Source organism: Williamwhitmania taraxaci (assembly GCF_900096565.1).
GTDB lineage: Bacteria > Bacteroidota > Bacteroidia > Bacteroidales > Williamwhitmaniaceae > Williamwhitmania > Williamwhitmania taraxaci.
In genome coordinates this window covers 1-14359 of sequence record NZ_FMYP01000039.1, presented here as the reverse complement: position 1 = coordinate 14359, position 14359 = coordinate 1, and the positions used below count along the sequence as shown (strand labels likewise).

The following is a 14359-nucleotide window of genomic DNA, read 5'->3' as shown; positions in this document are numbered from 1 at the left end:
TAACTGAATTTTCCGCTAAGGTACAGATCGTTGCTTAGGCTTTGTGCAAAAAAAAAACTTATTGAACGATGATTCTAACATACACTAATCCGCTGCAATTTGCAAAAGTAATTATTTTTTGGCGTTTATTAACTTTACAGCCTTCAGAACCAAATCGGTAAAAATAATTTTTCCATTACCATTCTGACCTATCTGCAAATAAGCGAGATTCAACTCTCGGTATAGGGATGCTGCCACGGTATCGTATATAAACGGTGCAAAGTTCTGAATAAAAGCCTCCTCGTTTTTTCCGGGAAAGGAAACATCCTTGGCACCCATATTTACCATTAAACTATCGCGGGTAAGCTTTTGCGCATACTCGAGAAAACTTTTTTGTCTCTCTCTTCCTAAACCGGCCATCTCCTCGGCCCACTCCATTAGTGAGAGGACATCCTTCTTGTAGGACAACCTCATCAACTGCTGAAAGGCATCAAACCACCCCTCGCTCTGAACACCCTCCACCGCCAACTGCTGTGCCAGGGTATAATTTCCATTGGAAATACGGGCAATTGAGCCCGCTTGCTGGGCGTCAAGACCAAACTTCAATGCAAGTGCCGATGCAAGATCACTGCGCTCAATCAATGGAACGTTTACCAGCTGCGTTCTGGAGAGGATCGTTTTAATTATTCGCTCGGAATTTTCCGAGACCAGCAGGAATATTGTCTTCTCAGGTGGCTCCTCAACCAGCTTTAGCAGCTTATTCGCCGACACCTCATTCATTCTTTCGGGAAGCCAAATAATCACCACCTTATATTCGGACTCAAAGGATTTTAATCGCAACTTCTTGATAATCTCTGAAGCCTCGTTCTTGCTTATATTCCCTTGCTTATTCTCTATTCCTATGTGCTCGTACCACTTACCTTCACTAAAGTAGGGCGATTTAAGCACCAACTCACGCCATTTTGCAATAAAATGATCGCTAACGGGATCCTTCTCTCCGTCCTTGCTGGTATTTACCGGAAAGGCAAAATGGAGATCGGGATGAATCAACTTTTGATACTTTTTGCAAGAATGGCAAATCCCACAAGAGTCATTTTCCCCTGGGTTTTCACATGCAACTAGCTGGGCATAGGCAAGGGCTAAAGCCAAATTCCCTGAACCCTCTTGCCCTAAAAAGAGTTGAGCATGTGGAATTCTACCCTCCTTAACGGTTGCAAGTAGGTGCTTTTTTATCTGCTCCTGTCCAACTACTTCGCTAAAAAACATTATTGCTTATTTTTGTTTTACGAGAATCATCACTAGCGTTCAAAGGTAGCAAAAAAAAAGTCCCGCTTCAGCGGAAACGATTCCGTAGTTTTTTTCACAAAACACGAAAGCGTTATTGGAGTAACAGTGGTTTTTTGCGTAACTTTACGCTTTAAACCCAGTTTGGAATATTTAGAACATAATTAACAAGAACTACCATGGCAACAATTCAGAACTACAACTTTGCCGGCAAAAAGGCAATCATTCGGGTCGACTTTAACGTACCTCTCAACAAGCAAACTTTTGAAGTTACCGACGACACCCGTATCCGCGGAACGTTACCTACTATAAATAAGATATTGAAGGATGGAGGCTCCGTAATCCTCATGTCGCACCTAGGACGTCCATCTGGTGTGGAAGCAAAATACTCCCTAAAACCCGTTATCTCCGTTTTATCAAAACTAATGGGCGGCAAGGAAATTAAATTTGCAGATGACTGCATGGGCGAATCAGCCAAAACACTATCGGCAAACCTAAAACCCGGTGAAATTCTCCTGTTGGAAAACCTTCGCTACTATGAAGAGGAGGAAGGGAAACCTCGTTTGCCCGAAACCGCTACCGAAGAGGAAAAAAAGATCGCCAAAGTCCTTGTTAAGGAAAAACAAAAAGCCTTTACCAAACAGCTTGCCAGCTATGCCGATTGTTACGTAAACGATGCCTTTGGAACTGCTCACCGTGCCCATGCATCCACCGCACTTATTGCACAATACTTCCCAGGGAACAGCATGTTTGGTTTCCTTATCGAAAGCGAACTAAATGCCATGGACATCGTCCTAAAAAAGGCTGAGAAACCATTTACTGCCATCATGGGTGGTGCAAAGGTTTCGGACAAGATCCTGATTATTGAAAACCTTCTTGACCGTGTCGACAACCTTATTATTGGTGGTGGAATGACCTACACCTTTATTAAGGCACAAGGTGGGAAGATTGGTAAATCGCTGTGCGAAGAAGATAAACTCGACCTTGCCCTTGAACTGCTGAAGAAAGCAAAGGAGAAAAACGTGAAGGTTTATCTCCCCGTTGATGCCGTTAATGCTGATGCTTTTGATGCTAACGCCAATATCCAAACCACCAAAATTGACCAAACACCAGACGGTTGGATGGGCCTCGATATCGCCGATGAATCGATTGCTATCTTCAGCAAGGTAATCGAAAACTCTAAGACCATTCTCTGGAACGGTCCGATGGGCGTTTTCGAAATGGATAAGTTTTCCAAGGGAACTACTGCTATTGCTCACGCCATTGCTAAGGCAACCGAAAAAGGTGCCTTTAGCCTTATTGGTGGCGGGGACTCCGTTGCGGCTATCAACAAAAACAAGCTTGCCGATAAGGTTAGCTATGTTTCTACTGGCGGTGGTGCTATGCTCGAGTATATGGAGGGTAAAGAACTACCAGGAATCAAGTCTATAAGGGGATAATTACACTCCCATTTTCACGTTGAAGCAAGGTTGAGCCCGTCTCAACCTTGCTTTTTTTCATATAAATGATCCCGTTCAACGACTAATCGATGCTCAAACGCTTTTCATCACATTTCAATTTCTACCTTTGCACCAAGCAAAAGTACTATGAACATAGATATACTAAAGGACGAAATATTCGAGATTCAGGACAATAATTCACCTGTTTTTGAACGAATTGCGCTTGATGTTTTTAACTTTCAAGCCAGCCACGTACCTATCTATGCACAATACCTGAATCACCTTGGCATCGACCCATCCAAGATTTCACAACTTACCGATATTCCTTTTCTTCCGGTAGAACTATTCAAATCGCAAAGGATTATTGCTTTGGGACTTCAGCCGGAAGTTGTTTTTATGAGCAGTGGAACTACTGGAATGGTACGGAGCCACCACTACGTTGCCAGTACCGACCTCTATAAACGAAGCTTTTTAAAAGCGTTTAAGCGCTTTTATGGTGAGCCATCCGACTATTGCATGCTTGCACTATTACCGTCTTATCTCGAAAGAGATGGTTCGTCGCTGGTTTACATGATGGACGAACTCATCAAGCAAAGTGAACACCCCGACTCCGGTTTTTACCTGCACAACATCGACGAGATGGCAAAAAAATTAACAGAGCTGGATGCCTCTGGCCGAAAGGTGCTGCTGATTGGTGTTACTTTTGCCTTACTCGATCTTGCAGAAAAGCATGAATTCAACCTCAAGAATACCATTGTAATGGAAACTGGTGGCATGAAGGGCAAGCGCAGAGAACTCCCTCGACCCGAACTGCACTCCATTCTGTGTCAGCGGATGGGAGTTAAGTCGATTCATTCGGAATACGGAATGACCGAGTTACTTTCACAAGGCTACTCTATCGGTGGTGGTGTATTTTCGACCCCACCATGGATGAAGGTTCTTATTCGTGACACTAACGATCCATTTTGCTATAACGCTAGTAGCCAATCGGGAGGTATTAATGTTATTGACTTAGCCAATCTATACTCCTGCTCATTTCTTGAGTTAAAAGATCTTGGGAAGTTAGATGCAAAGGGTCAATTTGAAGTCCTCGGCCGCTTCGACAACAGCGATATTCGCGGATGCAACCTGCTCATGGCTGAATAGACTCAACGTTTCGGCCTTACTACAAATCATTTGATTATTCCCGTTTTACTACAGTTTCGAAAACCCATTTTTCCAAGATTTTTAAACCAAGAGTAAATATTCTTCCAAGATTTTTTTTAAACATCGAGCAATATTCCTACATTCACGAAAAATATATCACTATGCTGCTCGATAATTTTTCTACATGGTGGCAAGGGTTGGAGTTATTGTCCAAGATTTACTGGTTAATTACCATTCCCTTCTCAATCCTATTCGTAATTGAACTGGTGATGGCCTTCTTTGGCGCTGGTTCCGATTCTGGTGGATTTGATGCAAGCGGAGATGCCGATGCGTCGATTGACATTGATGATGGAATTTCCTTCCAGCTGATTACCCTCAAAAATTTGGTTGCCTTTTTTACCATTTTTGGCTGGATCGGCCTTGCCTGTATCGACAGTCAACTCAGCATCCCCACCACCATTATTATTTCCACTACGTGTGGCCTATTAATGATGATACTTATGGCGAGTATTTACTATTTTATGGGGCGACTTTCCGAAAGCGGCAATCTCGAAATCAATAGGGCAATTGGCGTAAAAGCAACCGTTTATCTTCCAGTTCCACCAAGACGACAGGGTGCAGGGAAAATACAAATTAAGTTGCAAGGACTAAGAACCTTGGACGTAGTGACCGATGAAGAGGAGACTATCCCAACTGGATCTCTTTGTGAGGTGGTCGGAATCCTTTCGGATGAAATACTCCTCGTAAGAAAACTTTAAAAACCAAATACAATAACTATGAGTCAGTATCTAGTAATTGCAATAGTGGGAGGTATTCTCTTTGCATTCCTCCTAATTGTTTCTCTATTCAAACGCTACAAACGATGCCCTTCGGACAGGGTATTGGTGGTTTACGGAAAAGTAGGCCGCAGTTTATCCGACGAGGCTCGATCCGCCAAGTGTATTCACGGAGGTGCAGCCTTTATATGGCCTGTTATTCAGGACTATGCATTCCTGAACCTCACCCCACTTTCCATTGAAATAAACCTCACAAATGCGCTAAGCCAGCAAAACATCCGTGTGGACGTTCCTTCCCGCTTTACCGTGGGTATTTCGACCGAATCTGGTGTTATGGAAAATGCAGCAGAGCGCTTGCTGGGTTTAAACCAAGAGGAAATCAACAACCTCGCCAAGGATATCATTTTTGGACAACTCCGTCTGGTGGTGGCTACCATGGAAATCGAGGAAATTAACAACAACCGCGACAAGTTCTTGGCTGCTGTTTCCTACAACGTGGAGGCCGAGCTCAAGAAAATTGGTCTCAAGCTTATCAACGTTAACGTAACCGACATCAACGACGAGAGCGGATACATACAAGCTCTTGGAAAAGAAGCTGCTGCTAAGGCCATCAACGATGCAAAGAAGAGCGTTGCAGAAAAGGTTCGCGACGGTTCTATTGGAGAGGCAAATGCTATGCGCGACCAGCGTGTTCAAGTTTCCAGCGCCGATGCTACTGCCGTAGAGGGAGAAAACTTGGCGAAGATTACCATTGCCAACTCCAACGCTACCCGACGTGAAAAGGAAGCTGAAGCCGAACGTAAAGCCGTAGCCGCCGAAAAGGTTGCAAAGGCACAGGCGCTCGAGGAAGCTTACGCTGCTGAAAAGCTCGCCGAAAATTCGCGTGCCAACCGTGAACAAGCTACCCAGAATGCCGATATCATTATCCCTGCTACCATTAACAAGGAGAAGATTGAAATTGATGCAGAAGCCCTTGCCGAGCAAATCCGACGTCAAGCGCGTGGTGAGGCCGATGCTATCTTCATGAAAATGGAGGCACAGGCTAACGGTTTACTCGAAATCCTCAGCAAGCAAGCTGCCGGTTTCGAACGCCTCAACAAGGCAGCCGGTAACTCCAAGGATGCCGTTATGATGATGATTGCCGATAAGCTGCCCGAACTGGTTAAAATCCAAGTGGAGGCCGTTAAGAACCTCAAGATCGATAAGGTTGTGGTTTGGGACAATCTCGCCTCTGGTAAAGATGGAAAAACACCTGCCACAGCAAACTTCCTTTCGGGTATGCTTGGAGCTATTCCACCATTCCAGGAACTATTCAAAATGGCCGGCATGGAACTTCCCGACTATCTCCATGGAAAAAAGATAGAGGACGGTAAAGCTGAGGTTATTGAGGAACCTAAAAAAGAAGAGAAAAAAGAAAAGAAGGATAAACCCGAAGCATAATTCGGCATCAAAGAAATAGTCAGGCTACCGATCCGTTTGTTTCCATTGTTTTCATGGCTGTGAAAATCAAAAGAAATTGGATTGGTAGCCTGACTTTTTTATGCCCAATCAGAAAGTTTATTGAAAGATAATAGGAACAATAAACGCTACGTTTACCGCCTTACCGCGCTGCTTGCCTGGAGTCCACTTGGGCATTTCCGAAACAACTCTAACCGCTTCTTTGTCCAACGAAGGCTCAAGACTTCTAGCAATCTTTACGTTTTCAACCTTACCTTCGCTATTTACAACAAATGAAACATAAACGTTCCCCTTTATACCATTTGCCTTTGCTGCTTCAGGGTATTTTAGTTGCTTCTGAAGATATGATCTAGCATGTTCAATACCTTTACCTTCGAATTCAGGCATATTTTCTACTATAGAGAAAACCTCGTCATCCACCACTTCCGAAGGTGCTTTCATTTCTGGCTGATTTAACTCAAACTGACCCATGAAAAACAATACCGCACCCATATTGAAAGGTTTACTTAAGCCATTTGTTACGGTCAAATGGTAAACTGCAGTTGTTTTAATATCATACATCTGCTTTGTTACTTTACCATCAACCTCAATCTTACTTTTTATCTCTGTTATTATTCCGTTGACGTCTGTAGTATAAAGAGTTAATGTTGTGGGCGTTGAAATATTTGCATCTGAGGAACTTGCTATACAGTATGTATTCCCGCCAGTAAGAACTAGGCTATGCTTTCTCAACTCTGTAGGTTGCAATTTCTCAAAAGAGAAGTCTTTCAGAAAACCTCCACCAGGAACAGATTTATTGCAAATCTGAATTAACTCCTGGGTTGTAATCTGTTGAAGTTTCTCACTACTTCTAAAATTTATAGCTGGCTCTTCTACCTGAAGTCTTAGCGATTGATTCATTAGAGAAATAGGCTCTACCAATTCAGTCACACGTTCTGTAAACTCAACGGATTGCTGCTGTTTTGGGTTTTCTGAACCAACAACAACTTTTTCAATGGAAGTAATGATTTTAGAAGGATTAAATCCCTTTTCCTTAGCATACACATAGTTTGCCTCCACCTTCAATGAAAACATTGCAAATAGAACCACAGCAATAGGAATGGAAAGCAGAAATTTATATCTCCGGTTTCCTTTGTTATATTTTTTTGAAATCATAGCGAATCGTCGTTTAGATAGTTTAGCACTGAATGAACTCGAAAGAGTTGGCATGTTGGCTGCGGTAATGCAGTCCAGCAGCAAGCGCTTATAGCTTAACTGATCGGCTCCACCTTGTATCACGCACCTGTCGGCCAGGTATTCGTGAACCTCATGGAGTGAATCCCGAAGCAGGTAGCTAATAGGGTTGAACCACTGGAAAACAATAAACAATTCAGCAACAAGCAGGTCGAGAGAGTGCAGCTGGCGTGCATGTACCTGCTCGTGAGCAATCAACAGGTGACGGTCTGCACGCTTAAAATCGTTTTCGGCCATTACCACAATACCGAAAAAAGAAAAGGTTTGTGGGTATGCGTTCGAAATCAATACAACTTTTCCATTTACAGTTTCGCGACGAGAGTTTCGCGAGACAGAAAGAACGAACTGGAGCAAAATAAGCAGCAATCGAAGTAGCATGCAACCAGTAATTGCCAAATATACAATCCCCACCATTTCGGACAGTGAGAGTGACTGTTCAAGAATGATAGGAGTTACTCCCATCGATTGGCTGCTCTCGAGAACAGCAACCGATGGGGCAACCTCATGCATTACTACATTTTGAATAATGGTGATCGTAATAAAAGGAATGATTATAGAAACCAGCATAGATAAAAGCAAAAAAGTTCTATTGGCGCCAAAGTGCTGCTCCTTACGCAAAACAAAGCGATAAAAGCCATAAAGCATGGCTGCGCTAAAGGCTGCCTTTAGCGGCAAAAATACTAGGCTAACTAGATCCATTTGCTTCTTCTGTTTTTCGTTTCTGTATCTCCTTTTCTATGAGTTCCTTCATCTCTTCCAACTCGCTCAAGCTAACCTTGCTGTCGGCTGCAAAAAACGAGGCAAAGCGCCTAACCGAGCTGTTGAAATGCTTACTCAAAACGCCCCTGAAACATTGCCAGGCATACTCCTTCTTCGTGGCCAAAGGAAAATACTGGTAATTCTTACCAAAGGCGGTATATCCTACCAGTTCCTTTTTTTCAAGAATTCTTACAATGGTCGAAACCGTTGTGTATGCAGGCTTTGGTTCAGGAAATTCATCCAAGATATCTCTTACGAAAGCTCTCTCCAACTTCCATAAGTATTCCATTACTTGCTCTTCTGCTTTTGTCAACTCTTTCATATCTCAAATGTAACTATGTTTTATAGTTATACAACTATATTTTATAGTTATTTTAAATAAAAATCACAACTATTTGTTTATTAGTTTTTTATAGAAGGCTAATTTCCGTAGTATGTCGAAAGTCGTTTCTTAAAAACCCGCTCGTTGGCCTCGTTAATTGCCTTAATAAATCCGGTAATGCGGGCTGTTCGGTGATCAACTTCTTGCTGATCGATGTCATCAGCATCTTTAAACACAATTTGATCGATACGATACCCCTCAGCATTGAGGCTCATAGCCACAGCGGCGTTGAGATCGTCGAACATAACAACGGATGGAAGATTGTTGGCTGAATACTGTGAAATTGCATTTAGCACCTTTGCTTTGATGAACTTTATTTGAGACTCACCAAGGTATTTTGAGCCGAGAAGCAACCTGATAATGTCTATTTTGGCCACCTCTTTTTTATTACCCTTAGTTTTCATAATAAGGTAGCCCTTTTCGTTAGTGGCAAGAAATACTTCTCTAAAGTCGGCAGGAAGTACCATGATATCACGATGTTCGTTGTTTTTCTTTTGAGCCTTAAACTCCTTTTGAGCCACTTTCTGATTGTCTGGAATAAAATGGCTCCACTTACGCGTCCGCTTAAACGACTCGGTCATAGGGTTAGGTTTCCATTTGGAGGGTGGTCGCTGCATAATGGGATCGGATAAGTTAAGGTGCCCCGATTCCAGAGCATACATTATGCAGTTAATGAAATGAATATACCCACCACCTAGGCTTAAGTGAAGTGCAGACCATAACGTTTGATTGCTCGATTTAAGGGTTGTATCCGTTACAGCGCTATCCATCGCGATCTTCTTTTCTTTTAGCGCATTAATAAACTCCTGGTCGAGTGAAACCGGGTAGTATGTTGCTTCCGATTGCGAGATAGCATCCTGCACCGATCCGCTATGCTGAAGCGCCTTTACATCCAACACCTGACTAGTATCGTTCGAAAGCCGCACCTGTAGCTTAAAATCGGGAGTCCACCTCATCTCCATTACCGTTTGGGCTTGCAGCGCAGCAGTTCCAAGAACAACAATCGCGAATACTATCAGTCTTTTCATTTTCAACCAGTTATTTAAATGACTCAGATACCAAATTTAGGTAACAAGAACGGTATTCGCAACATAAACTACGGTATATTCGACGAAAAAAGGCGTTCACTTGAACGCCTTTTTTTACATTAACCTTTACATCAAATAGTTTAAGGAGCTGGATATCCTACCGTTTGGGTAAAAACCACATGCTTATTCTCTGGTAAAGAAAGTAGCGTTTTCAGTTCCTCCCTGTCGAACATACCCCGAACAACTGTTCCCAAGCCTGCCGAGGCACAGTATAAGTATATGTTCTCCGAGATAAACCCAGTATCAGTTCCGGCATACATGGCAAGCATCTCCGCTGGACGGTCATTCATCTTCGAATAATCCGCAACATATATTAAATTCACTGGAGCATTGGCCACAAAATCCTGCGAACCAGTCTTTGCCCGAATATCTCCTGCCAAAATAGGGATTAGCAAATTTGCCTTGGGCTCATATCGGTAAGTCCCACTTTTGAGAGCAACATATATGTCAACCTCCTGCCAATTCATGGCGCTTGGTGAGGTTCGCTTTCCACTTTCGGGTCGCGATATGCCACAGCCCGCCCAAAGCAGGTTGGAGAGCTCTTGCATCGACAACTCCTGAACTGTATAGCTACGAGTTGATTTTCGCATTTTTAATACCTCCATTAGGGGTTTTCCGCCAACGGTTTGAGGTGCAGGTAGCTTAATTGTATCCATACTTTGCGAAAAGCCTACTAGTGAGTATACCGAGCAAAAGAAAAAACAAATCAGTTTTAACTTCATAACAATCATTAAATTATAAACCTAATACCTTTTTTATATCAGCTGGTATTGCATTTTTATGAACCATTATGGCAACAGTAAAGCGTTTTACATATGGCTGACTCATGTAAAACAAACCGCCCCAAGCATTTGAATCCTTTGCCCATGAGTTTTTAATAATGTAGAAGGTAGCGCCAGTTTGGTCTTTAGCCAAGCCAACCAAGTGCATCAAATGATCGTCGGTAAGGGTGGTATTATCAAAAGCAGCTGCACGATCGGCATCAGTAATAAGTTTCTCAGCAATAGGGCTATCGCCGTTAAAGAGCGCTTTTTTCTTATCTACGCTCGACATATTGCTCCACTTTGCCATTTCAAGACCGGCTACCTCTTTTGTATTCTCATCGGGAACAACTGCTAATCCCTTGCCATGCGAAAAGCCTGTATTTCCTACATCCCCATCCCAACATACGGTGTAGCCTTTTGCCACTGCGTTCTCTATAATCTTAATAATATCATTTATTGGAAGGTTGTAGTACTGACCGTTGGACCAGTTATCAGCAATTTCGAGCATTACCTTTGTATTGTATGGGTAATTCGAAAAGGAGGTTAACTCAATGTAATCGTCTGGATTAAAACCATTGGCATCGCGAAAAGATGCAGGAGTATAGTTTTTTCCGTTATACGAAAACGAAGTAACATCTTGTCCTAGGTATGCGTCAAGAATTCCCTTTAACCCCGGTAGCCAAGCTGTAGATAGTTGCCTGTTGGGGTTTTTATTAATTGCTTCCAAAAATCCAGTCATACCCGCAGTGAGTTCGCCATGCACATGCTCCTTCTCACCATAGTTTAAGCCTGGAAATATTGCGTCAGGAACCATACCCTTGGCTTTAATGGTGTTCATAACATCGTGCGCCTGGCCACCTTCCGAGAAGTTTGCTGTTCCATTTCTACGAACGTAAGAAACACCTTTTTGAAGGTATGCATCCTTCACAAAAAACATTTCAGAAAGATCAACCGAAGGCTTGCCCATTCGAAGCAATTCAGACTCAACAAAAGAGGTAGTTGCGTAGCTCCAGCAAGTGCCTGTCCTATTTTGACTTTTTACATCGGTATAAGGAAGCCGAACCTCCTTTGTAAACTTATATCCAGCAACACGAACAGTATCCTGCGCCTGAACATTTATAAAGAATAAAAGAGACAGAGAAAGAAAAAGTAGTTTACCAATCTTCATAATAGTAGGTTTTAAATAATTGTTTGACAAGACTCAACGAATTAAGCTTAATTTCCTTTGATAAAGATCGGAAATTTGTCTGAAAAAAAAATTCACTATATTGCCCCCGAATTAACATAGGTAAATGCGCAGGGCACGAGTCTTTTTGGCTATAACAGCCTACATTGTTTTTATCGAGAAATACATTTCGAAATCCTTTATTGCACTTTTTGGGTCCAAACCTAAGAGCAAAAAAGAGGGTAAAGATTCGCGTACCTTTAATTCCACCAGTATTCCCGTACAAATTTTTATCAGCAACCGTTTTTTTACACCACAAAAAATGGTCTGCAACCTAGGCTTGGTGAACGGTTTTTTCGACCGACACCTAAGAATCTGATAGCCATCAATTAAACAAACTGCAGCTTCATGGGTTACTGTGAAGTTGTTGTATTGCATTTCAAATTCTAACTACAAATCTAAACCATTTACTATGAAGAAAGGTCTACTTTTCTTTGCAGCTACGCTGCTAAGCGCCCCTATTTTTGCAGGGGGAATTTTGACAAATGCCAACCAGAGTGCAGCCTACTTGCGAATGATTGCAAGAGATGCTTCCACCCAAATAGATGCTGTTTACTACAATCCAGCTGGACTTATAAAACTTCAAGATGGATTTCACTTATCGCTTAACAACCAAACCCTCTTTTCAAAGAGAACGATCGAAAACAAGTACCCTCTGCTAAATGAGTCTAAGTATATTGGTGATGTAACTGTTCCGTTTTTCCCTGGTATTTACGCAGCCTACAAAACGGGCGATTGGGTTTTCTCCTTTGGATTTAATCCAAGTGCTGGTGGTGGAACTGCCAGTTATGGTGCCGGGTTGCCAAGTTTTGAAATTCCATTCTCGGGAATACCAGCATCATTAACTGCAAGTGGAATACCAACTACCGCCTATACCGCCGATATCAAATTTGATGGGACTTCAATTTTCTGGGGTACCCAAGTTGGAGCTTCCTACAAAATTAACGATATGTTTAGCGCATACGCAGGTGTTAGAATGATTAATGCGGTAAACACCTATGAAGGTGAATTGAAAAACATCCGAATTAATCCAACATTTGCCCCACTTGGATTAAACGGAACATCGTTTGTTAAAGCAACTGAATTCTTTACAAACATGGCTTCAATGTTTGGTAGTTTAGCAGGTATTGATGAATCATTACAACCCCTTATTAACGGAGGGGGATCAGCCCTAACCCTTGCTCAAGCACAGACTGCAAATTATCTTACACCAGAACAAGTTGCTTCAATATCAGGTGGTTTCGCATTGATAAATCCAAGCATCGATCCGTCAACCCTTAACATTGCCCAAATACAAGGAGCTTATGCAGCAGCCTCTCCAACTCTTTTAGGCAAACAAGCTGCAATGGCTACAAATGCTTCAAACACACAAGACCAAACGGTTGATGTTAAACAAACAGGGACTGGTTTCACACCCATTATTGGCGTAAATATCACTCCAAATGATAAGATTAACATCGGTATAAAATATGAGTTCAAAACAACACTTGAACTCACTAACGATACAAAAAAAGATGTTGTAACCAACATGTTTCCTAATGGTGCAAAATTCAGAAACGATATACCTGCAATTCTTTCAGTAGGTATAGACTACAAAGTTTTACCTGACTTAAAACTCGCCGCAGGTTTACACCACTACTTCGATAAGGATGCTAACTGGGAAGGCAAGGAAAAATTTGTTACCGACAATCTTTATGAACTCTCCTTTGGTATGGAGTATAACGTTAATGAGAAGATACTATTTAGCGCTGGATATCTTTATGCTCAAACCGGAGTCGGACAAGGTTACCAAACAGACATAAGTCACAGTTTATCATCCAGCAGCGTTGGATTCGGTGGTGCATTTAAGGCAAGCGAAATGCTTACAATAAACCTCGGAATCTTATATACTCAATACGTTCAAAGTCAAAAAGACATTACTTATACCAACTTTGGTAGTGTTAAAGAGACCTACAACAGAAACAACATAGGCTTTGGAATCGGATTCGATTTTCACTTCTAAAAGAAAATATGATCATAAAAAAAGAGTTCCGAAATTCGGAACTCTTTTTTTATGGCTTCAATATGTTACTTTGCTTTTTTTACCTCATAGTAGGAAAATGAAAAATCGGCCATTTCCGAAAGTTCTTCCCCGGCCTCTTTCAGCTCTTCGTCATCCTCATCGTAGTACCAGTTAACCATTACTGGAAATTTTATGGCATGGATGGCATTTATATGAGTTATCATGTCGAAAATAAACTTTGCCGAAGAGGAATTAAAATAAATTAGCCGAAAGTTGAATGCGATTGGTTTGGAAATGCTTGGACGATTAGTGGATAACTCAACCACGAACTGTTCCAACCACTTTAGAATTGGTAGGTAGAAGTCGCGTACATTTTCAGGACGAGAGTAGCCGGATATATCGAACGTCATAGCAATGTGATCAAATTTCACTTCGGGTGAAACGTTTGTTCCCTTAAGTTTAAGCACTTCCATTCGGCAACTGATTTTAATCGAGCCACTTTACACGATGGGTTAAATTTAGAAAAAAAAACGTTCCGATTTCAATTAATATTTATTTTCACTACTGTCCGACAAAAAGATTCCAGTTGAAACGTTAGTTGAATAAAAATAAGGGGCTACTCCCCGAAGGTTTCACCCCGATGTTGTAGATTTGTTTTGCGAAAAAAAACACAACATGGGCAAAAATACAGAAATAAAATTAGTCGGACAGCCGATTTTCAAACAAGCCATCAACTTAATCGATGCCATTAATGTCAGCAGCTTGGTGAAAAAGCATGGTGCAGACCATTACTATAAGACGTTTAAGGCAAAACCCCAGCTGGT

General features: G+C 41.9%; 13 protein-coding genes. 6 read left to right on the top strand and 7 right to left on the bottom strand.

The genetic code is table 11. The annotated features are described in order from the left end of the window. Window positions 1–111: 111 nt before the first annotated feature. Window positions 112–1245, bottom strand: a complete 1134-nt coding sequence (locus BLS65_RS10875) for a DNA polymerase III subunit (protein WP_092438873.1) — start codon at window positions 1243–1245, stop codon at window positions 112–114. Window positions 1246–1442: 197 nt separating this feature from the next. On the opposite strand from BLS65_RS10875, the gene BLS65_RS10870 reads away from it, so the two are divergent. From BLS65_RS10870 to BLS65_RS10855, 4 genes are all read left to right on the top strand, one after another. Further along, window positions 1443–2702, top strand: coding sequence for a phosphoglycerate kinase (locus BLS65_RS10870; RefSeq protein ID WP_092438871.1), 1260 nt, complete (start codon window positions 1443–1445; stop codon window positions 2700–2702). A gap of 147 nt (window positions 2703–2849) precedes the next feature. Continuing rightward, complete coding sequence (locus tag BLS65_RS10865; RefSeq protein ID WP_092438869.1) at window positions 2850–3848, top strand: long-chain-fatty-acid--protein ligase; 999 nt, start codon at window positions 2850–2852, stop codon at window positions 3846–3848. Window positions 3849–4009: 161 nt separating this feature from the next. Next, complete coding sequence (locus tag BLS65_RS10860) at window positions 4010–4606, top strand: hypothetical protein (protein WP_092438866.1); 597 nt, start codon at window positions 4010–4012, stop codon at window positions 4604–4606. Between the two features lie 18 nt (window positions 4607–4624). Continuing rightward, window positions 4625–6064: a flotillin family protein gene (locus BLS65_RS10855; protein ID WP_092438863.1), complete on the top strand. Its 1440-nt coding sequence runs from the start codon at window positions 4625–4627 to the stop codon at window positions 6062–6064. A gap of 117 nt (window positions 6065–6181) precedes the next feature. Here BLS65_RS10855 and BLS65_RS10850 read toward each other — a convergent pair whose 3' ends face one another. The 5 genes from BLS65_RS10850 to BLS65_RS10830 all read right to left on the bottom strand — a co-directional run bounded on the left by BLS65_RS10850 (window position 6182) and on the right by BLS65_RS10830 (window position 11476). Next, entirely contained in the window at window positions 6182–8014 is a 1833-nt protein-coding gene (locus tag BLS65_RS10850) for a TonB family protein (RefSeq protein ID WP_092438861.1), read from the bottom strand. Then, window positions 8001–8396 carry a BlaI/MecI/CopY family transcriptional regulator gene (locus BLS65_RS10845; protein ID WP_092438859.1) on the bottom strand — a complete coding sequence of 132 codons (396 nt, stop codon included), beginning with the start codon at window positions 8394–8396 and terminating at the stop codon, window positions 8001–8003. Before BLS65_RS10845 ends, BLS65_RS10850 begins: the two co-directional genes overlap by 14 nt. A 98-nt stretch (window positions 8397–8494) precedes the next feature. Then, window positions 8495–9484, bottom strand: coding sequence for a hypothetical protein (locus BLS65_RS10840; RefSeq protein ID WP_092438857.1), 990 nt, complete (start codon window positions 9482–9484; stop codon window positions 8495–8497). Between the two features lie 140 nt (window positions 9485–9624). Then, window positions 9625–10200, bottom strand: a complete 576-nt coding sequence (locus BLS65_RS10835; protein WP_092438855.1) for a nitroreductase family protein — start codon at window positions 10198–10200, stop codon at window positions 9625–9627. A gap of 79 nt (window positions 10201–10279) precedes the next feature. After that, the gene (locus tag BLS65_RS10830) at window positions 10280–11476 is read right to left on the bottom strand and encodes a C1 family peptidase (RefSeq protein WP_092438853.1); all 1197 of its coding nucleotides are present in this window, start codon (window positions 11474–11476) and stop codon (window positions 10280–10282) included. Between the two features lie 469 nt (window positions 11477–11945). On the opposite strand from BLS65_RS10830, the gene BLS65_RS10820 reads away from it, so the two are divergent. After that, window positions 11946–13535, top strand: a complete 1590-nt coding sequence (locus BLS65_RS10820) for an OmpP1/FadL family transporter (RefSeq protein WP_092438849.1) — start codon at window positions 11946–11948, stop codon at window positions 13533–13535. Between the two features lie 65 nt (window positions 13536–13600). Here BLS65_RS10820 and BLS65_RS10815 read toward each other — a convergent pair whose 3' ends face one another. Next, entirely contained in the window at window positions 13601–14008 is a 408-nt protein-coding gene (locus BLS65_RS10815) for a DUF1987 domain-containing protein (RefSeq protein WP_092438847.1), read from the bottom strand. A gap of 202 nt (window positions 14009–14210) precedes the next feature. On the opposite strand from BLS65_RS10815, the gene BLS65_RS19040 reads away from it, so the two are divergent. Then, on the top strand, window positions 14211–14359 hold a 149-nt coding region (locus BLS65_RS19040), incomplete at its 3' end, for a DUF4372 domain-containing protein (RefSeq protein ID WP_125869789.1).